Source organism: Actinoallomurus sp. NBC_01490 (assembly GCF_036227085.1).
In the GTDB taxonomy this organism is placed as follows: domain Bacteria; phylum Actinomycetota; class Actinomycetes; order Streptosporangiales; family Streptosporangiaceae; genus Actinoallomurus; species Actinoallomurus oryzae.
Map to the genome: position 1 here is coordinate 7,501 of NZ_CP109433.1, position 22,742 is coordinate 30,242.

The following is a 22,742-nucleotide window of genomic DNA, read 5'->3' on the forward strand; positions in this document are numbered from 1 at the left end:
TCGGTCGCGCAACTTTTCGCCTCGTCGAGGATGAACTTCGCGAATTCGATGACACCGGCGATATCTCGCTGATCGCCCAGGATCTCCTCGTACGGACCGCCAAGGGCAAGGTTCTGCTCGACCACGTGAGCTTCCCGATCCCGGAGCGATGCCTCGTCGGGGTCATCGGTCCGAGCGGCGCGGGCAAGTCCACCCTGCTCGGCGCGGTGACCGGCACCCGCCCGGCCACCGAGGGCAGCGTCCAGTACGACCACCGCGACCTCTACACGCACTACCCGGAGCTGCGGCACCGCATCGGCCTGGTGCCGCAGGAGGACATCCTGCACACCCAGCTGCCCACGCGGCGGGCGCTGCGGTACGCCGCGGAGCTGCGGTTCCCGGGCGACACCAGCGCGGCCGAACGCGACCGCCGGGTGGACGAGGTCCTGGAAGAACTGGGCCTGACGCCGCACGCACGGACGCGCATCGACCGGCTGTCCGGCGGCCAGCGCAAGCGCGTGAGCGTGGCGCTCGAACTCCTCACCAAGCCGTCGCTGCTGTTCCTGGACGAGCCGACGTCCGGCCTGGACCCCGGGCTCGACAAGTCCGTCATGGAGATGATGCGCGACCTGGCGCACGACGGCCGCACCATCGTCGTCGTGACGCACAGCGTCGCCAACCTCGACACCTGCGACCGGCTGCTCGTGCTCGTCCCCGGCGGCCGGGTCGCCTTCTACGGGCCGCCGTCGGAGGGGCTGACGTTCTTCGGCAAGCAGAGCTGGGCGGAGGTCTTCCAGGCGTTCGACCGCGAGCCGGACCGCGACTGGGCCACCGAGTTCCAGGTCTCGCCGATGTACGCCCAGTACGTCGTGTCCGGTCTCGACGGCGGGGTCGGCGGGCGGAGGCGCGAGGTGCCGGCGCCGTCCAAGCCGCCGCGCCGGCAGGGCCGTCTGGCCCAGCTCGGCACGCTGTGCCGCCGCTACCTGGCCGTCATCGGCTCCGAACGCAGCTACCTCGCGGTGCTCGGCATCCTGCCGGTCGTGGTCGGCGCGCTGATCCGCGCGGTGCCGGCGCAGTACGGCCTGGCCGGGCCGCCGGGCAAGAACGCCGACGCCGCCTCGCTGCTGCTGACGCTGGTCATCGGCGCGGTCTTCGTCGGCGCCGCCAACGCCGTACGCGAGCTGGTCAAGGAGCGCGCCATCTACCGGCGCGAACGCGCGGCGGGACTGTCGTCGGGCGTCTACCTGCTGTCCAAGATCCTTATTCTCGGCCTGATCACCGGCGTCCAGGCCGTGCTGCTGGTCGTCATCGGCATGACGGGCCGCAGGATGCCCGCGCACGGCGCGGTGACCTCACCGCTCCTCGAACTGATCCTCGCGATGGCCGGGCTGGCGATCGTGTCGATGGCGATGGGCCTGCTCATCTCGGCCGCGGTGAGCACGTCGGAGAAGACCATGCCGCTGCTGGTGCTGGTGTCGCTCGCGCAGGTCATCCTGTGCGGCGCGCTGGTCGCACTGCCGGGCAAGCTCGGGCTCGAACAGCTGGCCTGGCTCGCACCGTCACGCTGGGGCATGGCCGCCACCGCCGCGACCGTCGACCTGAACCACCTGCAGCCGCCGCTGCACAACACGCCGCCCGACGCGCTCTGGCGGCACTCGCGGGCGGCGTGGGTGAAGGACATGAGTGTCCTGGCCGGCCTCGGCGTGGCCTTCCTCGCCATCGCCTGGTGGTGCCTCGAACGCCTGCGCCCCGGGCGCCGTACCCGGCTCTGACCGGCCCTCGACGGAGACCCGGCCCGGGCGGGGTCGCGGTCAGTGGCGCATCCAGGCGTAGCCCATGTTGTCCTCCTCCATGTCCGGCGTGTCGACGACGGCGACGGCGCGATTCGTGTTCGGCAGCCACGCCATGTCCTCCACCCACGCGCCTGGCGGGTTGCCGGGGACGGTCTCGCTCAGCCAGGTACGGCCGTCGAAGTGGGCGATCGGCGTCCGCACGTCCGAATCCCCGCTCCGGTCGTCGGGCTTGATGCTGGTCCAGACACCGCCGTGCCGGTCGGCCGCCAGGACGGTGAACGCGCTGATGCCCGACGGAATCGGCTGCGGACGCCAGGCCCGGCCGTCCCAGCGGAGGAGGATCGCCTGGGAGGTGCGCCCGCCGGTCGAGCCTGCCGCCCACACCTCGTTCGCGCTGACGGCGACGACCTTCTCCAGCGATCCCCAGGCGGCCGAGGGCGGCGCCGGCACACTGGTCCAGCGGTCGCCGTCCCAGTGCATGGTCATCACGCGGCCGTCGGTCGTGCCCACGGCCCACGCGTCGTCCGGCGAGCGGGCGTCCATGGCATGTATCTCGGCCTGAGGCGGCAGCGGGACCGGCGACCACTTCCCGCCCGACCAGTGGAGGAGGAAGGCCGGCTTGCCGTGCCGGGTGCCGCCTCCGGCCGCCCACGCCGCGTCCGGGCCGGCCACCGCCGCGGCGTCCACCGGGTTGTTCGAAGCGCCGACCGTACCGCCCACGCTCGACCATCCGCCGGTCCAGCGCCACGCCCGCCCGCCGGCGAACGTCCACACCTGCCCCGCCCTCGACGCGGCCAGCAGGTCGACGTGATCGCTCGCGCCGGAGGGCAACGGGGCCTGACTCCACCGCTCGCCGGTCCAGCGCAGGATGAGCGGATCGATCTCGTGGTGCCAGCCGGACGCCCAGACCTCGGCCGGACCGACCGCGATGACGCTGTTCAGGCTCGACTGGTCGCCCGCCTCCGCGGCCTGGTCCCACTTCGCCGGCCCGGGGCTCAGGGACGGCGTCGGCAACCCGCCGTCCGGCACCCCGTCACTCGGCGCGGAGCCGTGCGGTGAGGCGACCGGGCGCTCCGAGCCGCCCTCGTCCGCGCACGCCGTCAGGGCCGCCACGGCCGCCGCCGCCACGAGAATCCGAACGATCATCACGCGATCGTATAAGCGACGTTTCCCCACTTATCGACCAGCGATGAACATCGACGCGAGCGGCGACTACGCGTCCAGGCGGCGCAGGGCGAGCAGGGCGACGTCATCCGGGACGATGTCGCGACCGACGAGGGACGACATCACCGCGGCGCAGACCGCCTCGGCGGGACCCGGCACGATCGAGTCGCACAGCCGGCGAAGGTTCGTGTCGATCGAGACGTCCCGGCGCTCGATGAGCCCGTCGGTGTAGAAGCACAGCAGGCCGCCGGCGGGGATCTTCACCGTGGCCGCCATGCGCTGCGGGTCGGGATCGAGTCCGATGAGGACACCGGACGGCAGATCGACCGGCACGGCGGGTCCGCCCGGGGCGGCCAGGACCGGCGGCCAGTGCCCGGCCGAGGCGATCCTTGCCCACTCCAGCCGCGGATGGCACACGGCGTACGCCACCGTGGCGATGGCGCCGGGTTCGAAGTGCTGCATCTTGCGGTCGAGCTTGTCCAGGACCTGCGCCGGATCGCTGAACTCCAGCGCGTACGCCCGAAGGGCGCTGCGCATGCGGCCCATCACCACCGCGGCGTTCAGCCCGTGCCCGGCGACATCGCCCATCACCACTCCCAGATCACCGGAGGGAAGGGTGAACACGTCGTACCAGTCTCCGCCGACCGTGGAGACACCCGGGCTGTAGCGCGCCGCCATCTCGACGCCGGGGATGTCGGGAAGGGCCGTGGGTACCAGGCTCCGCTGGAGCGCGCCCGCCGCCGCGCGTTCCCCGCTCGTCCTCAGGGACTGTGCCGCCTGCGCGGCCCGGTCGGCGGCGAGCCGCAGCAACTCGACCTCGTGGTCGGTGAAGCGCCCGGCGCGGAACCTGCCGATGTGAAGCACGCCCACCAGGTCGCCTCCGGCCACGAGGGGCACACCGAGCAGCGAGCGGAGACCGCGCTGCACCAGCAGCGGGTTGACCACGTGTGCGGTGTCGACCGTCTGGAGCTGGACAGGCCTCCGCTCGGCCGCCACCCGTCCGGCGAATCCTCGGCCGACCGGGACGACCGCGCTCTGGCGTACCTCTTCCTCCAGCCCTCTCGCGGCGGTCGCGACGAGCCGCGTACGGGACGGGTCGAGCAACAGGACGACCGCCGTGTCGGCGTCGAGGATCTCGCGTACGCGCTCCAGCAGCTCGTCCAGCAGCTTTTCACTCGTCATCAGGGACAGAGCCGTGTCGGTGATCGACTGGATCTGCCGCAGCCGCTCCGCCTCAGGCCCGATGCCGGGAGAAGTTGTCACCTGACAAGCGTAAGTGGTGCGCATACGTACCGTTGCGCCCTGCCCTGCGTTTTGATACTGGTCGACAATCGAGTCGTCACCGTCCGCTATCGACTGTTCTCGATGTCGCGTCCGGGCGGCGGGGCGATCCGCAGCCCACGCAGCCGAGCCGGGTCGCCGATGACGTCGACGAAGGTGACGCGGTCGCCGTCGACCTTCGGCCGCAGGACGAGCAACAGCCGGCCGCGCGGGGCGACGACGAGGCCCACCTCGCCGTCCACCAGCGCCAGGGCGGCGACGCGTGCCCGGGCCGTGTTGGTGAGCGTCTCCTCGGCGATCCGCCGCGCTCCCCGTACCTCGGCCTCGCCACCCGGCGCCACGCGGTCCGTCCGCCGTACGACGTCGGGGGCCAGCACCGCGAGAAGGGCCTCCAGGTCACCCGCGCGGGAGGCGGCGAGGAAGGCGCCCACGACCTCGCGTTGCCGCATGAGGTCGGCGGCGGGGACGGCCGGAGTGCCGCGCACCCGCCCGCGGGCGCGGCTCGCCAGCTTCTTGGCGGCCACCGGCGACCGCTCCAGGATGGCGGCGACTTCGGTGAACGGCACGGCGAACAGGTCGTGGAGGACGAACGCGACCCGTTCGGCGGGTCCGAGCGTGTCGAGCACGACGAGGAGGGCGAGCCCGACCGACTCGGCCAGCACCGCCTCCTCCTCCGGGCCGGCGCCGGGCGCGGTCGCCGCGAGCGGCTCGTCCGTGAACTCCTCGCCCCGGCGGCGCCGCGCCCGGAGCATGTCGAGGCAGATCCGGCCGATGATCGTGGTCAGCCATCCCGTCACGTTGGCGATCTCGCCGATGTCCGTACGGGAGGCCCGCAGCCAGGTCTCCTGAACCGCGTCGTCGGCCTCGTCGAGCGAACCGAGCATGCGGTACGCGACCGCCCGCAGATGGCCGCGGTCGGCGTCGAACCGCTCCGCCAGCCGTACTTCGGTCTCCATGGGTCACCTTTCCGCGTCGGGCGTCGTCATAGCGGTGACTGGAGAGGAGAAACACTGATGATCCGCTGTGAGAACGTCGCGGCGCGGCGCAGCCCATCCTATGGGGGACCCCGATGAGCGAGCGAAGCGCGGGAACCAAGAACGTGAGCGGCCTGCTGCACCTGGACTCCAGCCACTCCGGCGACTCGGTGAGCAGACGGCTGAGCTCGCTGTTCGCGCGGACCTGGCGGGAGCGGCACGACGGGGCCGAGTACCGGTACCGCGACCTGGCCGCCGATCCCGTACCGCTGATCACCCCGGCCTACTGCGCTCTGGGCCGGCGGGTGGAACGGCACGGCTACGTCTCCCCCGCCAAGGTCCCGTCGCTGGTGGAGAGCGCGGCCGAGGAACGCGAGTGGGCGCTGACCCTGCCGCTGGTCGAGGAGCTGCTGGCGGCGGACACCGTGCTGGTCGGCGGCCCGATGTACAACTTCTCGGTGTCGGCCTCGCTCAAGGCGTGGATCGACCGCGTGACCTTCCCGGGAGCGTACGCCGACCCGGACAGCGGGGAGAGCCTGCTGCGCGGCACGAGGGTCGTCGTGGTCACCGCGCGGGGCGGGGCGTACGGGCCGGGCACGCCGCGCGAGGGGTTCGACTTCCAGGAGCCCTACCTGCGGACCTACTTCACCAACCTCGGTGTGGCCGAGAAGGACCTGGCGTTCGTGCACGCCGAGATGACGCTGGCCGGGCTCGTGCCGGACCTGGCCCACCTCCAGCCGGTGGCGGACCGCTCGCTGGCGGCGGCACGGGCGGCGGTCACCGAGCTGGCGGAGCGGGCGTGATCAGTGCATCCCCATCGCCATCATGACGATGAGGCCCCCGATGTGGATCACGAAGATGAAAATGATCAGCGTCACGAACAGGAACTTCGCCGGACCGTGCTCGAAGACGCGGCCCTCCTTGAGCGGGCCCTGAGCGGCCTGCCGCGCGGCGATCCGCTCCTCGAACGACCTGCGAGCCATGGGCCCTCCGAGCGAATTTGTACCCTAATGATTTGTGCACCAACTATAGTAGGGAACATTCCGCCGTACCCGGAGGCCTCCGTGAGTGACGTTCGCGACATCGATGACCCGCTCGCGCTCGAACGCCAGGTCTGCTTCGCGCTCGCGGTGGCGTCGCGCAACGTCATCGCGGTCTACCGGCCGCTCCTGGAGCCGATGGGGCTGACCCACCCGCAGTACCTGGTGATGCTCGCGCTGTGGGAGCGGTCACCGCTGTCGGTCAAGGAGCTCAGCGGGCTGCTCCAGCTCGACCCGGGCACACTGTCTCCGCTGCTCAAGCGGCTGGAGGCCAGTGGATACGTCCGGCGCGGGCGCGACAGCGGCGACGAGCGCGTGCTGGCCGTCACGCTGACCGACGCGGGCCGCGCGCTGCGCGCGGAGGCGGAGAAGATCCCGCCCACCGTCGTGCAGCGGCTCGGCATGGAGATCACCGAGCTGGAGCACCTGCGCGGCGTCCTGACCCGGCTCATCGCCGCCGCGAAGAACGCCGTACGCTGACCGGCCGGCCGCGCGACCGGACCAGCGCCGTACGCCCGGTGGGCCGGCCGCACCCGCGACCGGCCCACCGGCGGCACCCTCAGCTCAGGTCGCGGCGCCGGAAGGCGACCAGGCCGGCCGCGGTCAGCAGCCCCGCGACCGCCATCAGCCATACGACCGGCATCGTCCGCATCGGCGCGCCCGGCAGCTTCGGCACGTGGGTGAACGGTGACAGGTCCATCTCCCACTGCTTGAGCTCCAGCAGCGGGCCGAGCTCGCCCAGCAGCAAGAACACCCCGAGCAGGCCCCAGGCCGCCACGGCGAGGCGCGGCGCGAAGCCGAACAGCGCCACCGTGATCCCGGCGATGACCCAGACCGCCGGCAGCTGCACGATCGCGCTCCAGAAGATCCGCGGGAACTGGTCGCCCAGGTCGTGGCTGCGCAGCCCGTGGACCAGGCCCACCATGACGCCCTCCAGGGCCATGAGGACCGCGGGCCCGACGACGGCGAACAGCACGTGGCCCAGCGCCCAGCCGACCCGGCCGACCTTCGTCGCCAGGATGGGCTCGGCGAGCCGGCCGGTCTCCTCCGAACGCAGCCGGAGCACGGCCTGCACCGCGTACGCCGAGGCCAGCAGCGCCATGAGGCTCATCGCCGCGTTCGTGAAGGCGTCGACCATCCCCTGCCCGCCACCGAGCTTCTCGAGCACGTCGCGGCCGCTGCTGCCACCGATCATGTCCTCGACGTTCTCGGTGACACCGCCGATCGCCGCGCCGTACACGGCGAAACCGGCGGCCCAGGCGAACAGGGAGCCGCGCTGCAGCCGCCAGGCGAGCCCGAGCGGACCGCCCAGGCCGGCGCCCGCCTCGGCCGGCCCGAGCCGGTCGGGCAGCAGCCCGGCGCCGATGTCACGCCGGCCCACCAGCGCGAAGGCCACCGCGACGCAGACGGCGGAGAACGCCACCGGAAGGACGATCACCCACCAGTCGTCTCCCGCGTACGGCCGCAGGTGGGACATCCAGCCGAACGGCGAGAGCCACAGCAGCCAGGTCGGGCCGTCGTGGCCGCCCACGTCGCCGCCCGCGCGGATCAGGTAACACAGGCCCAGGAACGCGATGGCCAGCCCGCTCGCCGTACGGGAGGTCGTGGTGAGCTGCGCGGTGACGGCCGCGACGGCGGCGAACACCAGGCCGATCGTGAACCAGCCGAGCGCGAACGCGATCGACCCGGCGGTGGGCAGGCCCAGCGCGACAAGGCCGATGCTCACGAGCACCGCGAGCACCAGCTCGGTGGTCACCACCGTGATGAGTCCCGCGGTGAGCGCGGCGTAGCGTCCGATGACGCCGGCACTCACGAGTTCGAGGCGGCCCGACTCCTCGTCGCCCCGCGTGTGCCGCACGGTGAGGAAGAGGCTGACCACGCCGACGAGGGCGGCGGCGATCCCGCCGACCTTCCACAGGCTCACCGAGCCGATCGACGCGTCCTGCACCGGGCCGTACAGCGCCAGCATCGAGGGGTTCTTGTTCACCGACGCGGCGAAGTCGGCGCGCTTGGCCAGTGTGCTGAAGGCCGCCCGGCTGGTGTAGGCCGTACCGATCGCGGTGATGCCCAGGAGGTAGATCCAGAAGGGCACCACGACGCGGTCGCGGCGGAACGCCAGCCGGGTGAGCAGGCCGGTGCCCGCGAGCGCGTTCATTTGGCCGCCACCGATTCGTCTGCCGCGACCGATTCGTCCTCGTAGTGGCGGAGGAACAGCTCCTCCAGCGTCGGCGGCCGGCTGATCAGGCTCCGCACGCCGGCCTCGGTCAGCCGCGCGAGCACGCCGTCCAGCTGGGAGGTGTCGACCTCCAGGCTCACGCGCCTGCCCTCGATCTTGGCGTTGTGGACGCCGGGCAGGTCGGCCAGGCCGTCCGGGGGGTTGGCCAGCTCGACCGAGATCGAGGTGCGCGTGAGGTGGCGCAGGTCGGCCAGGGAGCCGGACTCGACCGTACGGCCCTTGCGGATGATGCTGACCCGGTCGCAGAGCGCCTCGACCTCGGACAGGATGTGGCTCGACAGCAGGACGGTACGGCCGCTGTTCCGCTCCTCCTGTACGCACCGCTGGAAGACCTCTTCCATCAGCGGGTCCAGCCCGGAGGTCGGCTCGTCGAGGATGAGGAGCTCGGCGTCGGAGGCGAGCGCCGCGATGAGCGCGACCTTCTGGCGGTTGCCCTTGGAGTACGCCCGGCCCTTCTTGCGCGGGTCGAGTTCGAACCGCTCCAGCAGCTCGGCCTTCCTCTTGGCGTCCTGCCCGCCCCGCAGCCGCCCGAGCAGGTCGATGACCTCGCCGCCCGACAGGTTCGGCCACAGGGTGACGTCACCGGGGACGTACGCGATGCGGCGGTGCAGCGTGGCGACGTCGCGCCAGGGGTCGCCGCCGAGCAGGCTCACCTCGCCGGCGTCGGCCTTCAGCAGGCCCAGCAGCACGCGGATGGTGGTCGACTTGCCCGCGCCGTTCGGGCCCAGGAAGCCGTGCACCTCGCCCGTCTGGACGGAGAGGTCCAGCCCGTCCAGCGCACGGGTCCGGCCGAAGTTCTTCACCAGGCCGGATACGGATATGGCGTCTGTCATGTTGCTGAAGGTACACTAGTTTCACAACTTCGTGAAGACAGTGAAACCGTATAGGATACTTGCGTCTACTAAGGAGTTACGGTTTGGCAGAGCGGGATCCCGAGGCGGTACGGCAGTTCGTCGAGCGGTTCGCGTCCGCCCTGGTCGACGCCGGATTTCCGCGCATGGCCGCTCGCGTCTTCGCCGTGCTGCACGGCACCGACTCCGGTCGGCTCACGGCCGCCGAGATCGCCAAGCTTCTGCAGGTCAGCCCCGCGGCCGTGTCCGGCGCGGTGCGGTTCCTGATCCAGTTCAACATGATCCGGCGCGAGCGCGAGCCGGGGTCGCGGCGTGACGTCTTCGTGGTCGAGAACGACTCCTGGTACGAGGCCATCGTCAACCGCGACGAGATCATCATGCGCTGGATCACCAGCGCCCGCGACGGTATCGAGGTCCTCGGCGCCGACACTCCGGCCGGCCGGCGGATGGCCACCTCACTGGCGTTCTTCGAGTTCATCAACGAGGAACTGCGGGATCTCATCGACAAGTGGCAGAAGGCCAAGGCCGAACGCCTCCCCGCCGACGGCTGACCTCCCCACGGCCCTCCCGAGGCTGACCCGCACGGACCGGTTTCCACCGGCCCGACCCACCCGAGACCGACCCACCCGAGACCGACCCACACGGGACGGCCCGTACGAGGCCGGCCCGTACGAGGCCGGTCCGTACGAGGCCGGTCCGTACGAGGCCGGTCCGTACGAGGCCGATCCGCGTGGTGGGTTCAGCAGTTCGGGATGACGGCGCCGTTCACGTCCTTGGCCTCGTCGTTGCCCCAGCGGGCGAGGTAGTAGGCCGAGACGTACGCGCCGCGCCCGCTCTTGCCGGGGAACGCGTGGTCCAGGTCGGTCCGCAGCCACCAGTGGTTGTACTGGCGGTCGTTCCCGACCCTCGCGCCCCGGACCTTGCAGTAGACGTAGTTGCGGCCCTTGTTCAGCACGCCCCGGGGCTCGGCGGTGTTGGGCCCGGCGTAGCCGGTCGCCGCCGCGAACGTCTCCACCCAGTGGCGGCCCGCGGCCGGAGGTGGCGTTCCGCCGCCCCCGCCGATCCGCACGGCGCCGGCGTAGTCACCGCCCAGCCGAACCGGAGCCGTACGGACGTGGGTGCCCGACTCGTAGGCCTCCACCATCTGCCCGGCGCCGAGGTAGATCGCGACGTGGTGGATGTGCCCGCGGCCCCAGAACATCAGGTCACCCGGCAGCAGCGGCCCGGTCCCCTGCCCCGGCGAGAACCGCGCGACCGCACGGCCCGTGTGGAACTGGGCGTCGGCGACACCGTTCAGGATGTCGCCGCCGGTCGCCCGGTAGTAGGCGTAACGCACCAGGCCGGAGCAGTCGAAGCCCCGGCGCTGCCCGTCCTGCCTGCTGTCGGGATCGTGGCCGTCGTAGTGGCCGAACGTCGGGCCGGGGCCGCTGCCGTGACCACCGCCCCAGGAGTACCAGACCCCGATCTGACCGCAGGCGGCGGCAACGGCGCGCTGCGCCACGGCGGAAGCACCCGGCGCGAGCACCCGGCACGCCGGCGCGGTTACGTGAGCGGCCGGCGCGGCTGCCGAAGCGGCCGACCTGGCTACCGGAGCGGCCGATGCGGGCGGCCCGATCGCCGCCACTGCGGCGCTGATCCCGGCGGAGACGATGACAAGACGAACGAACACGAAATCCCCCGAATGGTCGCGTGAAATGACCGGGGAGCGACGGTCGCTCCCGGCGCCGATCAAAGCGCGGAACCGTTCCCGCGATCTTCGACACCGAGACGTCACCGTAAGTGAACAACCGCAGGCCCAAGCGTCGCCACGCCCGCACCACGACGATCCGCCGAGCCGGGCAGACCGCCAGCTCACGGGCTGTGAGGGTCACCCTCACCGTGCCAGGCCCAGCTGAGGGGACCCTTCACCACGACACATCCCGCTGAGGGGGCCTTTCCCTTCACCATGACAGACCCCGGTGACGGTCACCCTCACCATGCCAAGCCTGCTGAGGGGCCCTACACGGGGCGGCTGCCCCTCCAGCTCGAAGAGGATCTCGCCCTGGGTCACATGGCCGAAGACCGGCCCGGGGTGACGATGCGGCGGAGCGCCGGGGTCACTGGGCGGCAGGGTGACCCGGATGGTCCTGGCCTCGGCGCCGGCCGGGGTCCGGGCGTGGATCAGCGGGCCGTCCCGGCGGTGGTGCGAGCGAGCAGCAGGGCGATGTCATCCCGGGCGCCGGCTCCGAGGCCGGCCAGGACGCTGTCGCACAGCTGGTCCAGTGATCGTGCGGAGCTGGCGGTCAGGGTGCGGGCCAGGTCGGACATGCCGGTGCCGATGTCCTGGCCGGGGCGTTCGACGAGCCCGTCGGTGTAAAGGGCCAGCACACTGTCTTCGGGGAGTTCGATGTCGGTGGCCGGGTAACGGCTTGGACCGACGCCGAGCATCATTCCGCCCGGTACATCGATGAATTCCACGCTGCCGCCGGGGTGGCGGAGTGCGGGCGGGAGGTGCCCGGCGCTGGTGAAGCGACAACGCCGGGATTCCCTGTCGTACAGGGCGTACAGGCAGGTGGCGCCGATCTCGTCGTCGTGGTCGGCCGCCACGCCGCTGAGTTGCCGCATGATGTCCTCCGGTGGGCACCCGCGGCGGGCCAGGGCCGCGGTGGTGGTGCGGAGCTGACCCATGAGCGCTGCGGCGTGGATGCTGTGGCCGGTGACGTCACCGACGACCAGCGCGACCTGCCCAGTGTCCAGCGGGATGACGTCGAACCAGTCGCCGCCCACCTCCGCGGTCTGGGTGGCGGGCTCGTAGCGGTGGGCGATCCGCAGCCCGGGCACCTGCGGGATGTGCTGGGGCAGCAGGCTGCGCTGCAAGGTGACCGCCGTGTTGTGCTCGCGGGTGTACAGGCGGGCGTTGTCGATGCACACCGCGGCGCGTGAGGCCAGGTCGCCGACCAGCCGCACATCGGCCTCGCCGTACGGCTCTGGGTGTTCGGCCCGGAAGAACGAGGCCACCCCCAAGGTGACGCCCCGGGCGACCAGCGGCACCACCATCAACGTGTGCACTCCCCGGGCGAGGAAGGCTTCCACCACGGCGGGCGTGTCGGAGAAACGCCCGCGCACCTCGGCAGGGTTCCGCACCAGGAGGGACGTTCCCCGCAGGAGCGCCACGACGAGTGGACTTGTGACCGGCACGGTGACCAGATCGCCCACCTCGTACCTGATCTTGGCGCTCGCTGCGGAGTCGCGCGCAGCCACCCGGCGAAACCGCAGGGCGTCCGAGCTGGTGCGGGGAAGCGTCTCCCCCTGTAGAACCTGGTCGAGCAGGTCGATGGAGATGCGGTCGGCGAGTTCGGGCACGGCCAGGTCGGCGAGTTCCCGGGCCGTGTGGTGAATATCGAGCGTGGCCCCGACCTGGCTGCCGGCCCGCTCGAGCAGGTCGAGCCGGGCATGCGTCTGCGTGATCGTCTGCGCATGGTTGGTGAAGTCGAGGAAGCAGAGCAGCGCCCCGAGCACCCGGCCGTTCTCTGTCACCCGGTACCCCGACCAGGAGAGGATTCGGCGCTTGCCTGCTCTGATCCACTCCACATGCATGTTGATCACGGGAACGCCTCTGTCTATCACCTGCTCGCCGAGAGTGCGCTCGTCCCAGGCCGTACCGTCCGAGGTCCGCCAGTGTATTGGTCGAGTGGTTGCCCAGTACCTGATCGACAGGTCGTCGACCTCCGAAGGCCGGCGGCCGATGATCGCCTCGTCCGGGAGGCCGATCAGCTGGCGGAACGCCGCGTTGGTGCGCCTGGCGCGCAGTTCGCGGTCGAGGAAGACCATGCCGACCGGTGACTGGTCGAACAGCACGTCCAGCTCGGGGTTGATACGAGGAGAAGATTCAAGAAGCGACGGCTCGGTCGCTCTACGCGTCGAATCATGGTCTTTTCCCATGCCTGGTTTCGGTCTGCCCACCGACGCCCCCCTCGGCCGGACATGCAGTAATCAATGCAGAAAATCGGGATTGACCTGCGAGTTTATATCCAGACGCGGGTGACGGTCCTCGGCGTGCCGTCCGGCTACGCTCGGACTTGCGCGGGTGCCGGCGCACTGCGGCGGCCGGCACCGGCCCGAGGCGGCCCCTCGGTCAGCCTCCCGCGCTTGCGGTGGCGGCGCGTTTCGTCCGTACCGCCTTGCGCAGGGCGTCGGCGACCGGGCCGGTGTAGACCGCCAACTCGTCCAGCTTTCGGCTGTACTCGCGGCGCTCACGGCGGGATACCACCGTCCTGACCTCGCCGCGCGCGGCGAGTGCGAGCACCGCGGCGGTGCGCGGGTCGGTGCGGGCGGACGAGCGGCGCAGGGCGCCGCGGACGGTCTCCGCGTACTGCTTGACCGCCCGCCGGTCGCGCGGCTCCACCCGGTCGGGCAGGAGCGCCCGGTGCTCGACCTTGAGGTGGCGATCGGCCTCCAACTGCTCGCGTACGGCGCGGACCGTGGCGCGCTCCTGCCGGCCGATCCAGCGGTGCCATGCCCGCGGCCGGTGGGCGGCGATCTGGTCAGCCAGGTCGTCGAGCACGGGATCGCCGGTGGGCCGGGCGCCCGCGGCGGCCTCGGCCCGGCCGTCGGTGTCGGTCACCCGCTCGGTCAGGTACAGCTCGGCGAGGGCGGCTGCACGCAGCACAAGCCCGAGCTGTGAACGCGAGGTGAGCCGGTTCTTGTCGGTGTCGAAGGCCAGCAGGTACATCAGCGCGGGCAGTGACTCGGGAAGGCTCACGAGTCCTCCTTCGTCGGAGAGTGATCCTGGGGGAACTGTGCCGTTGATTCGGCCACTCCGCTCATTCATGGGCCGGACTCCTCCTTCGGCGGTCGGCCCGGCCGGCGCATGCGGCCGGCGTTGCCGGGCATCCGGCCCGCGTCGCTGAGGGCGCGCCGGAGCAGAAACTCGATCTGGGCGTTGGTGCTGCGCAGCTCGTCCGAGGCCCAGCGCGCGAGCGCGTCGTGGACGGCGGGGTCGAGGCGGAGCAGCACCTTCTTGCGCTCGCCTCGCCCCGCCGGCCGCGCGTCGTCGCCGCCGGCGTCGGGACGCGGCTCGCGATCCGTCACTGGCAAGTCCGGAGGAGGACCGGTCCTTGGGAGCTGGGATGATTTCGGGCCATGGCAGGGGCGGCCCGACATAGCCGGAACAGCCCTGAACACAAAGCGTTCATAACCGTCTTTCCGTCCTGTTCTTCCGTTCGTCGTTACTGCGCTTGTGGCACTGCGAGACTTTCGAACATGCGTACGAGCTACAAGGTGCGGGCCTACCCCACCCCGGAGCAGGCGGCGGTGCTGAACCGCACGTTCGGCTGCGTACGCCTGGTGTGGAACAAGGTCCTGGAATGGCGGAAGACCCGTTACCGCACCGAGGGGCTGAGGACCTCCTACGCCGAGACCGACCGCTATTTGACCGAGCTGAAACGCGATCCGGACCTGGCGTTCTTGTCCGAGGTTTCCTGCGTGCCGCTCCAGCAGGGGCTGCGGCACCAGCACACCGCGTTCGTGAACTTCTTCGCCGGCCGTGCCCGCCACCCCAGGTTCAAGTCCCGGCAGCGTAAGCAGTCGGCGACCTTCACCCGGTCGGCGTTTCGCTGGCGGGAAGGCCGTCTGTATCTGGCCAAGATGATGGATACACCCCTGGAGATCGTCTGGTCCTGGCCGGAGGTTGATCCCGCCTCGATCGAGCCGACGTCGGTGACGGTCTCGCGTGAGTCGTGCGGACGCTGGTACCTCTCCCTCGCCGTCGAGGCTCCAGACCCCGAACAGGCACCGCCCACTGGCGCGATGGTCGGTGTGGACCTGGGCGTCAAGGACTTCGCGGTCACCTCCGACGGTGAGAAGATCACCAATGCCCGCCGTCTGGCCAGGCGGGAACGTAACCTGGCCCGCTACCAGCGGCGGATGGCCCGCAAACAGCGCGGGTCGAACAACCGGGCGAAGGCGAGGGCGAAGGTGGCCCGCGCGCATCGTAAGGTCGCCGCGTCCCGTGCGGACTTCCTGCACAAGACCAGCGCCCGGCTGGTCCGCGACCATGACGTGATCATGATTGAAGACCTGGCCGTGAAGAACATGGTCCGTAACCGGCGGCTCGCCAAAGCGATCTCCGACTGCGGCTGGGGGGAGTTCCGTCGCCAACTGGAATACAAAGCAGCCAAATACGGTCGCCATCTGGTCGTGATCGATCGCTGGTATCCCAGCTCCAAAACCTGCTCGGTGTGCGGGCATCTGCTCGCCGAGCTTTCGCTTTCTACTCGGGCGTGGTGTTGCCCGGCGTGTCGCACCCTGCATGACAGGGACATCAACGCGGCCAAGAACATCCTGGCGGCAGGTCTTGCCGTGTCGGCCTGTGGAGGTGACGTCAGACACCCGGGGTCCCCTCGGGTGCAGTCGCCACAGAAGCAGGAACCCCAGCCCGCGAGGGCCGGAATTCCCGTTCTTCAGGGCGGGGAGTAGTCAATGGTAAAGGGATCCGGTGTTGACGACGGGCTGGGCGTCACGGTCGCCGCAGAGCACGACGAGCAGGTTGCTGACCATGGTGGCCCGCCGCTCCTCGTCCAGGTCGACCACGTCACTGTCGGCGAGCCGGGTGAGAGCCGACTCCACCATGCCGACGGCGCCGTCGACGATCCGCTGGCGGGCGGCGATGACCGCACCGGCCTGCTGGCGGCGCAACATCGCCTGCGCGATCTCCGGCGCGTACGACAGGCGGGTGATGCGGGACTCGATGACCCGTACGCCGGCCGACGCGACGCGCTCGGAGATCTCGCTCGACAGCTTGCCGGTGATCTCGTCGGCGTTCTCCCGCAGGGAGAGCCGCTCGTCGCCGTGGGCGTCGTAAGGGTAGCTGCCCGCGATGTGCCGTACGGCGGTCTCGGTCTGGATGGCGACGAACTCCACGAAGTCGTCCACCTCGAACACCGCCTTGGCCGTGTCCTCCACCTGCCAGACGACGACCGCGGCCATCTCGATCGGGTTGCCGTCGGCGTCGTTGACCTTGGCGACGTCGGTCTCGTGGTTGCGGATCCGGGTGGAGATCCGCCGCCGGGTGGTCAGGGGGTTCACCCACCGCAGCCCGTCCGTACGGATCGTGCCGGCGTACCGCCCGAGCAGCTGCACAACGCGCGCCTGCCCCGGCGCGACGGCGGTCAGTCCGGGCAGGGCCAGCGCGGCGAGGATGACGATCACGACCCCGATGCCGGCGACCACGTCCGCACCCGAGTTCACCCCCGTGGCGATGAGCACGAACCCGACGATCAGGGCGACGATGACCCCGCCCAGCACCGGCCACCCCGGCAGCCCCCGTACGTCACGCTCGGCGACGTGCGCCCTCGGCATCTCCACATTCATGACCCTCATCCTCTCGGGAAGCTCAGGCAAGAATCTAGCATAGTGATATCACTTTTCCTAGAGCCGCCGCCCGATACGCGAAGAGAGCCGGACCCGCCAGGTTCCGGCTCTCTCGGGTCGGTCGATGTCAGGCGCGGCCGGCGGCCGTGTAAGACCCCGTGCGCAGGTCGTCCAGGAGACCCGGCTCGGCCGGCTTCCAGCCGAGCACCCGCTCGGCGCGAGAAGAGTCCAACGGCGAGGATCGGGTGAGCGCCCCGGCGGCCGGGCCGAACGTCCGCCGGGCGTCCTCCACGCTGATCGACCGCACGCGGGTCCCGGTGACATTGGCCACCGCCTCGGCGATCCGCCGCATGGGGATACGGCTGCGGGACGCCGCGTTGACGACGAGGCGCTGCTCGGCCCGGGTCAGCGCGGCGACGTACAACCTGGCGAGGTCATCGACGTGCACCGAGCTCCACTCGTTGCCGCCGTCGCCGATGTACGTGGCGACTCCCGTCTCACGGGCGTTCGCGATCATGCCTTGGAGCAGCCCGGAACCGCCTCGCCCGTAGATCAGCGCCGCCCGGATGACGGTCACCGCCGGCCCTTCGGCGGCCAGTACCTGCCGCTCGCCCAGCACCTTGTACGGCTGGGGCGAGTGTTCGGGTGCCACCGGGGTTTCCTCGTCGACCGTCCGGCCCTGGGTGTCCGGGTAGACCAAACCGGTGCTGGTGTAGATGAACGGACCGCCCGGCTTCAGCCCGGCGAGCATGGCCGCCAGCGCGGGCCCTTCCACCTCGCGCATGGCCGGGTCGGTGAAGTCCACCGCCGCGTGCACGACGGCGTCGGCCCCCTCGGCGGCGAGACGGAGGGTCTCGGCGTCCGCGAGACTCCCCGGCACCGCCTCCGCGCCCAGCTCCGTCACACGGTCCCGAGCCGCGTCCGATCGGGCCAGTGCCCTCACCCGGTGGCCCGACGCGATCAGGTGCTCGGTGAGAACGCCGCCGAGATATCCGCTCGCGCCGGTCAAGAAGATCCGCATGGTCATGTCCTTCGTCGTCGACGGCGACCGCCGGTTGTGCGGCCACCTCGCCATCAGCGTTGGCGCGCGGCGAGGGTCAAGCCAGGGACCGTCGGTCCATGGCTGGGTGCCGACCGTGCCGCGGCGAGCCCATAGCGTGGGGTCATGGACAAGCACGCGCTCGCGGCGTTCCTGCGCAGCAGGAGAGAGCAGATCCGGCCGGAGGACGTGGGCCTGCCGCAGGGGTCACGGCGCCGCACCCCGGGGCTGCGGCGCGAGGAGGTCGCGCAGCTCGCCCACATCTCCACCGACCACTACAGCCGTCTGGAGCAGGCCCGCGGACGGCACCCGTCACGCCCGGTGCTCCAGGGCATCGCCCGCGCACTGCGGCTGTCCGAGCAGGAGCGGTCCCACCTGTTCACGCTGGCCGGCGAGTTGGAGCACATGCCGGGCCGGCTGCCGTCGCGCGAGGTCTCCCCCTCCACGGCCGCCCTGCTGGACCGGCTCGCCGACACACCCGCGCTGCTGGTGGACGACACCTGCCGGGTGCTCGCGTGGAACCCGCTGGCCGCCGCGCTGTTCGAGGACTTCTCGGCTCTGCGGGCGGCGGACCGTAACTTCCTGCGCCGAATCTTCCTGCACGGGGACGGCGACCGCGCCATGTACGGGATCACCGATCACCGGCGCCTCGTGACCACCGCCGTCAGCTATCTGCGGGTCGCCACCACCCGCTACCCGGACAGCGCCGAGCTGCGCTCGCTCATCGCCGAACTCCTGGCCGACAGCGCGGACTTCGCCCGGCTGTGGAACTCCCAGGAACTCCGGATCGACCACCACGCCCGGCAGGTATTCCAGCACCCGCAGGTGGGCCCGATCGAGTTGGACTTCGACATCCTCACCGTCCCGGACCTGAACCAGCAAGTAGTGATCTTCACCGCCCAGCCGGGCTCCGACTCGTACCAGAACCTCCAGCTCCTCAAGGTGATCGGCACCCAGCGCATGGACGTGCCGACCTGAGAGCGCATTCCGGCATCTTGTTTCCATTTGGCAACAAGATGCTAGAGTGCAACTCATGAGCGATCATCCCCTGAGTCCGCAGGACACGCTGCGCGCCGCCGAGTCGGCGCACGCCGCCGCGGCGGCCTCGTCCGCGCCCCGTTGGTATCCCGCGACCAGCCTCGCCCTGTTCACCGGCGCCGTCGCGGTGGCCGGCGTCGCGGCCTTCACCGACGGCGCCTTCCGCCGGATCGGCGGCGTCACCGGGATCGGGCTGTTCGCCGTGTGGGTGCTGGTGTCGCTGGCGGTCTGGCGGGTCTGGCGGCGGCGTGGTGTGATCCCCCGCGACGCCGCGTCGCCGGGCCTTCTCGCCTCGCTTCCCCGGGTCCGGAGGATCGTCACGGTGCCGTTGCTCGTGCTGGCCGTCGTCGCCCTGGTCCTCGGTCTCGCGGGCCACGACTGGGCGCTCGGTGCCGCATCGCTGTTCAGCGCCCTGTCCGTGCTGTTGTGCGGGTTCCGCAGGGCGCCGCGGTGAGCGGGTTCGACGAGCTGCTCGCGACGCTGCCCCGCCTGAAGGTGGCCGCGTTCCTGTCCGGCTGCGAGCAGGCCGACTTCACCACCGTCGCGGAGGCCTGCGAGCTGAGCAGACCGACGCTGTCCAAGACCGTGGTCACCCTGGAGGAGGCCGGATACGTACGGGTCCGCAAGGGACACGTGGGCCGACGGCCACGCACCTGGCTGAGCCTGACCGAGGAGGGCACGGCGGCGTTCGACGGGCACATGTCCGCCGTCCGCCTGCTCGCCGAACACGCCGCACAGGATCTGCCCGGCTGAGACGAAGATGCCGTCAGGGACGAGGCGGTGGCGTGGCGGCCGGACGGTCGGCGAGGCGTAGGAGCGCGATCCGTACGGCGGTCTCCAACTGCGGGTCGCGGCCCGCCGCCCAGCCGTCCGGTCCCATCTCCACCTCGACGTCCGGGGCGACACCCCGGTTCTCCAGGTCCCAGCCGTGGCCGTTGAACCAGGTCGCGTAGCGCGGCACCGTGATGACGGTGCCCTCCACCAGGCGGTGCCGGTGGATGCCGATGACGCCGCCCCAGGTGCGGGTGCCGACCACGGTGCCCAGCCCGAGTTCGCGCACGGCGGCGGTCAGGATGTCCCCGTCCGAGCCGGTGTGCTCGTCGGCGAGGAAGACGACCGGCCCGCGGGGAGCGTCGGCCGGGTAGCTCATCGGGCCGCGGTGCCGGCCGACATCCCAGCCGACCACGCGCCGGGCCAGCTTCTCCACCACGAGTTCGGAGACGATGCCTCCGGAGTTGCCGCGCACGTCGACGAGGAGCCCTTCCTCGGCCATCTCCCGTCGCAGGTCGCGGTGGAACTGCGCCCAGCCGCTCGCCTGCATGTCGGGGATGTGGAGGTAGCCGAGCCGTCCCCCGCTGAGCACGCGCACCCGGTCCCGCTGCTCGGCCACCCAGGTCTGGTAACGCAGCCGCTGGTCGTCCCACAGGGGACGCACGACCACCCGCCGCGCCTGGCCACCCGAGCTCGGAACGACGGTCAGCTCGGTGAGCTTGTCCGCCGAGCCCAGAAGCAACGGGCCGGGTCCGGTGAGGTCGTCCACCGGCCGCCCGTCCACGGCGACCACCGCGTCGCCGAGTCCGATACGCGTGCCCGGGGCGGCCAGGGGTGACCGGGCTCCCGGGTCGGACGTCTCGGTGGGCAGGACACGGGTCACCCGCCAGAGCCGGTCGTCGTCGCGTTCGAGGTCGGCGCCGAGCAACCCCAGGTACGGACCGTTCGAATGGCCGCCACCTCCCACGTACGCGTGCGAGGTGCCCAGCTCGCCGAAGACCTCCCGCAGCAGGTCGGCGAAGTCGTCCGCGCTCGCGATCCGATCCAGCAGCGGACGGTACCGGTCCAGCACCGCGTCCCAGTCGACGCCGCCCAGGCCGGGGGTCCAGAAGTAGTCGCGGATGACCTGCCCGGCCTCGATGTACGCCTGCCGCCACTCGGCGTCCGGGTCGGCGGTGATCCGCAGGCGGGACAGGTCGATCTCGGCCTCATCGGCGCTGCCGTCGTCCGAGCCGTCCGTCGCCAGCACCTTGAGATCGCCGTCCGAGACGATCACCATGCGCTTGCCGTCGCCGCTCACGTCCAGCTGGTCGACCCCGGTCGTGATCTGCTCGCAGGTGCGTTTGGCCAGGTCATAGCGCTCAAGTGTGTTCTTTGGCGCGTCGCCGTCGTGGCCGAGCGTGCCGGTGAGCGGGGTCCGCAGCCACACGAGGCCGCCCTTGACCGGCAGCAGGCACGAGTACCGCGCGTCAGGCACCGGGAAGGGCACGACGCGCGAGGCGATGCCGTCGAGCGTGACCGAGGCGGAGTCCTGCTCGTCCTCCTTCTTGTCGTCGTCGCCGTCCGCCGAGGGCGCGCGGCCCTCCGGCGTCGGCTCGAACGGTGAGGGCGTGGCCGCGTCCAGCGGCACGAGATAGGGCCGGCACCCGAAGGGGAACGACAGGTCGAAGAAGTGGGAGTCGAAGACGGGGTCGAACCCCCGCCACGACAGGAACACCAGGTAGGAACCGTCGTCGCTGAACACCGGCTCGCCGTCGTCGAACCTGCCGTCCGTGACATCGGTGACCGTGCGGTCGGCCATGCGGGCGAGGCGGATCCGCGACAGCTGTTCCGGGCCCGGGTGGGTCCAGGTGAGCCACGCCGAGTCGGGCGAGAAGGACAGGTCGGCGGCCGGACCGTACTCGCCGGCCGCCAGTTCGGTGACCTCTCCCGTCGCGATCTCCACCAGCAGCAGCCGTCCGTCGTGGGCGGCCACCGCGACCGTCTTCCCGTCGGGCGCCGCGGCGAGTTCCTCGACCCGCCCGAGCCGGCCGGCGGCGAAACGGCGTCGCGTGGGGGGCTGCTCGGCTCCGGTCGCGGCCGAGACCTCCAGGCCGTCGCCGTCGCCCGCGTCGGTGACCCACACGACCTGACCGGTGTCGCCGAGCGTGCGGGGCAGCCGGGCACGCTGCCCGGGCGTCGCCGCGAGGGCGCGGGCGGGCCCGTCGCGGTGGGTGAGCCAGTAGACGCCGCCGCGTACCTCGACCGCGCTGGCCCGGCCGGTGTGGTCGCAGGACAGATCCGTGACCCGTGGGGCGGCCGGGCGACGGCGCCGCCCCGTACGCGGACCGGCGAGGCGTACGTCGAGGCGGACGGGTTCCGCGTCGAGCCCGTCCACCAGCCACAGGTCACCGGCGGCCTGGTAGACCACCCGATCGCCGTCGCCGGCGGCGTGGCGCGCATAGAAGTCCGGGTCCGCGGAGTGCCGCCGCAGATCCGTGCCGTCGGGCGCGGCGGAGTAGAGACGGCCCGTTCCCTCATGGTCGGACAGGAACGCCAGCCGTCCGGCGAACCACACCGGGCAGTCGAGGTTTCCGTCGAGGTCGGCCAGGACCCGCCGGAACCCCTCGCCCTCCCGTACCCACAGCCGCCCGGTCGCTCCGCCCCGGTAGCGCTTCCACGCGGCCGGTTCCTGACCGGCGACGGTGACCAGGGCCACGGCCCCGCCGGGCGCGACGTCGGCGCCGCCCACCGGCCCCCAGCCCATCGGCTCGGCGGGCTCGCCGTCCACCGGCACCGCGTACGCGTGGGTGCGGTGGTAGAAGGGCTGCCGCCAGGAGGTCACCGCGAGGATCCGTCCGTCGGGGGTCCAGCCGCACACCCGAGTGCCGGGGGCGCCCCAGTAGGTGAGCCGGCGGCTCTCGCCCCCTTCGGCCGGGGCGACGTGGACCTCCGGCTCGCCGTCACGCCTGCTCGTCCAGGCCACCCACTGCCCGTCGGACGAGAACCGCGGGTGGGAGACCGGAACCCCGTCGGCGGACAGGCGCCAGGCGCGCCCACCGGACAGCGGAGCGATCCAGACGTCGTCCTCGGCCACGAAGGTCAGCAGATCGCCACGGACGTGGGGATAACGCAGATATCCAGACGCTGTCACGGGCGTCGATGTTAAAGGGTGCCGCGCGGTGCCGTACCGATGTCCGCGGCAGGCGTACGCGGCTCGCGGCCTCCCGTGGAGGCCATGGGCTCG

At 71.4% G+C, this 22,742-nt stretch carries 21 protein-coding genes (1 of these 21 running past the window's edge); 8 read left to right on the top strand and 13 right to left on the bottom strand.

Translation table 11 applies throughout. From position 1 onward, the window contains the following. A protein-coding gene (locus tag OG417_RS00025) for an FHA domain-containing protein (RefSeq protein ID WP_329247807.1) crosses the window boundary here: on the top strand, nucleotides 1-1,751 show its 3' portion. Its footprint begins 583 nt before the window's first position; only the last 1,751 of its 2,334 coding nucleotides appear in the window; its start codon lies beyond the left edge, outside the window; its stop codon occupies nucleotides 1,749-1,751. 39 nt (nucleotides 1,752-1,790) lie between these two features. On the opposite strand, the gene OG417_RS00030 is transcribed toward OG417_RS00025, so the two are convergent. The 3 genes from OG417_RS00030 to OG417_RS00040 all read right to left on the bottom strand — a co-directional run bounded on the left by OG417_RS00030 (nucleotide 1,791) and on the right by OG417_RS00040 (nucleotide 5,173). Next, nucleotides 1,791-2,918 carry a hypothetical protein gene (locus OG417_RS00030; protein ID WP_329247810.1) on the bottom strand — a complete coding sequence of 376 codons (1,128 nt, stop codon included), beginning with the start codon at nucleotides 2,916-2,918 and terminating at the stop codon, nucleotides 1,791-1,793. A 66-nt stretch (nucleotides 2,919-2,984) separates the two neighbouring features. Beyond that, nucleotides 2,985-4,199 carry a PP2C family protein-serine/threonine phosphatase gene (locus OG417_RS00035; protein WP_329247813.1) on the bottom strand — a complete coding sequence of 405 codons (1,215 nt, stop codon included), beginning with the start codon at nucleotides 4,197-4,199 and terminating at the stop codon, nucleotides 2,985-2,987. An 86-nt stretch (nucleotides 4,200-4,285) separates the two neighbouring features. After that, nucleotides 4,286-5,173: a sigma-70 family RNA polymerase sigma factor gene (locus tag OG417_RS00040; protein ID WP_329247817.1), complete on the bottom strand. Its 888-nt coding sequence runs from the start codon at nucleotides 5,171-5,173 to the stop codon at nucleotides 4,286-4,288. 113 nt (nucleotides 5,174-5,286) lie between these two features. Here OG417_RS00040 and OG417_RS00045 point away from each other — a divergent pair, with 113 nt between their 5' ends. Next, nucleotides 5,287-5,994, top strand: a complete 708-nt coding sequence (locus OG417_RS00045) for an FMN-dependent NADH-azoreductase (RefSeq protein WP_329247820.1) — start codon at nucleotides 5,287-5,289, stop codon at nucleotides 5,992-5,994. Here OG417_RS00045 and OG417_RS00050 read toward each other — a convergent pair whose 3' ends face one another. Next, nucleotides 5,995-6,174, bottom strand: a complete 180-nt coding sequence (locus OG417_RS00050; protein ID WP_329247822.1) for a hypothetical protein — start codon at nucleotides 6,172-6,174, stop codon at nucleotides 5,995-5,997. An 81-nt stretch (nucleotides 6,175-6,255) separates the two neighbouring features. Here OG417_RS00050 and OG417_RS00055 point away from each other — a divergent pair, with 81 nt between their 5' ends. Next, nucleotides 6,256-6,711, top strand: coding sequence for a MarR family winged helix-turn-helix transcriptional regulator (locus OG417_RS00055; RefSeq protein ID WP_329247824.1), 456 nt, complete (start codon nucleotides 6,256-6,258; stop codon nucleotides 6,709-6,711). Nucleotides 6,712-6,790: 79 nt separating this feature from the next. Here OG417_RS00055 and OG417_RS00060 read toward each other — a convergent pair whose 3' ends face one another. Both OG417_RS00060 and OG417_RS00065 read right to left on the bottom strand, forming a co-directional pair. After that, the gene (locus tag OG417_RS00060) at nucleotides 6,791-8,386 is read right to left on the bottom strand and encodes an ABC transporter permease (RefSeq protein WP_329247827.1); all 1,596 of its coding nucleotides are present in this window, start codon (nucleotides 8,384-8,386) and stop codon (nucleotides 6,791-6,793) included. Beyond that, nucleotides 8,383-9,300: an ABC transporter ATP-binding protein gene (locus tag OG417_RS00065; protein WP_329247830.1), complete on the bottom strand. Its 918-nt coding sequence runs from the start codon at nucleotides 9,298-9,300 to the stop codon at nucleotides 8,383-8,385. The genes OG417_RS00060 and OG417_RS00065 overlap by 4 nt, the downstream gene beginning before the upstream one ends. An 83-nt stretch (nucleotides 9,301-9,383) precedes the next feature. On the opposite strand from OG417_RS00065, the gene OG417_RS00070 reads away from it, so the two are divergent. Then, nucleotides 9,384-9,869, top strand: a complete 486-nt coding sequence (locus tag OG417_RS00070) for a GbsR/MarR family transcriptional regulator (protein WP_329247833.1) — start codon at nucleotides 9,384-9,386, stop codon at nucleotides 9,867-9,869. Nucleotides 9,870-10,057: 188 nt separating this feature from the next. Here the strand turns inward: OG417_RS00070 and OG417_RS00075 are convergent, their stop codons facing one another. From OG417_RS00075 to OG417_RS00090, 4 genes are all read right to left on the bottom strand, one after another. Then, nucleotides 10,058-10,819: a C40 family peptidase gene (locus OG417_RS00075; protein ID WP_329247835.1), complete on the bottom strand. Its 762-nt coding sequence runs from the start codon at nucleotides 10,817-10,819 to the stop codon at nucleotides 10,058-10,060. A gap of 659 nt (nucleotides 10,820-11,478) precedes the next feature. After that, entirely contained in the window at nucleotides 11,479-13,155 is a 1,677-nt protein-coding gene (locus OG417_RS00080) for a SpoIIE family protein phosphatase (protein ID WP_329247838.1), read from the bottom strand. A gap of 277 nt (nucleotides 13,156-13,432) precedes the next feature. Next, the gene (locus tag OG417_RS00085; RefSeq protein ID WP_329247840.1) at nucleotides 13,433-14,059 is read right to left on the bottom strand and encodes a GOLPH3/VPS74 family protein; all 627 of its coding nucleotides are present in this window, start codon (nucleotides 14,057-14,059) and stop codon (nucleotides 13,433-13,435) included. A gap of 65 nt (nucleotides 14,060-14,124) precedes the next feature. Further along, entirely contained in the window at nucleotides 14,125-14,313 is a 189-nt protein-coding gene (locus OG417_RS00090; RefSeq protein ID WP_329262038.1) for a hypothetical protein, read from the bottom strand. A gap of 246 nt (nucleotides 14,314-14,559) precedes the next feature. On the opposite strand from OG417_RS00090, the gene OG417_RS00095 reads away from it, so the two are divergent. Next, on the top strand, nucleotides 14,560-15,774 hold the full coding sequence (locus tag OG417_RS00095; protein WP_329247843.1) for an RNA-guided endonuclease InsQ/TnpB family protein: 1,215 nt from the start codon (nucleotides 14,560-14,562) through the stop codon (nucleotides 15,772-15,774). Here OG417_RS00095 and OG417_RS00100 read toward each other — a convergent pair whose 3' ends face one another. Continuing rightward, the gene (locus OG417_RS00100; RefSeq protein ID WP_329247845.1) at nucleotides 15,775-16,668 is read right to left on the bottom strand and encodes an SPFH domain-containing protein; all 894 of its coding nucleotides are present in this window, start codon (nucleotides 16,666-16,668) and stop codon (nucleotides 15,775-15,777) included. A gap of 127 nt (nucleotides 16,669-16,795) precedes the next feature. Continuing rightward, nucleotides 16,796-17,689, bottom strand: a complete 894-nt coding sequence (locus tag OG417_RS00105) for an NAD-dependent epimerase/dehydratase family protein (protein WP_329247848.1) — start codon at nucleotides 17,687-17,689, stop codon at nucleotides 16,796-16,798. 144 nt (nucleotides 17,690-17,833) lie between these two features. On the opposite strand from OG417_RS00105, the gene OG417_RS00110 reads away from it, so the two are divergent. From OG417_RS00110 to OG417_RS00120, 3 genes are read left to right on the top strand one after another with little or no spacing between them, the layout of a single operon-like run. Further along, nucleotides 17,834-18,685: a helix-turn-helix transcriptional regulator gene (locus OG417_RS00110; protein WP_329247852.1), complete on the top strand. Its 852-nt coding sequence runs from the start codon at nucleotides 17,834-17,836 to the stop codon at nucleotides 18,683-18,685. Nucleotides 18,686-18,740: 55 nt separating this feature from the next. Next, nucleotides 18,741-19,199, top strand: a complete 459-nt coding sequence (locus OG417_RS00115; RefSeq protein WP_329247855.1) for a hypothetical protein — start codon at nucleotides 18,741-18,743, stop codon at nucleotides 19,197-19,199. Then, on the top strand, nucleotides 19,196-19,498 hold the full coding sequence (locus tag OG417_RS00120) for a transcriptional regulator (RefSeq protein WP_329247857.1): 303 nt from the start codon (nucleotides 19,196-19,198) through the stop codon (nucleotides 19,496-19,498). Before OG417_RS00115 ends, OG417_RS00120 begins: the two co-directional genes overlap by 4 nt. Nucleotides 19,499-19,511: 13 nt before the next feature. Here the strand turns inward: OG417_RS00120 and OG417_RS00125 are convergent, their stop codons facing one another. Then, complete coding sequence (locus tag OG417_RS00125; protein ID WP_329247860.1) at nucleotides 19,512-22,649, bottom strand: S41 family peptidase; 3,138 nt, start codon at nucleotides 22,647-22,649, stop codon at nucleotides 19,512-19,514. Nucleotides 22,650-22,742: the final 93 nt, after the last annotated feature.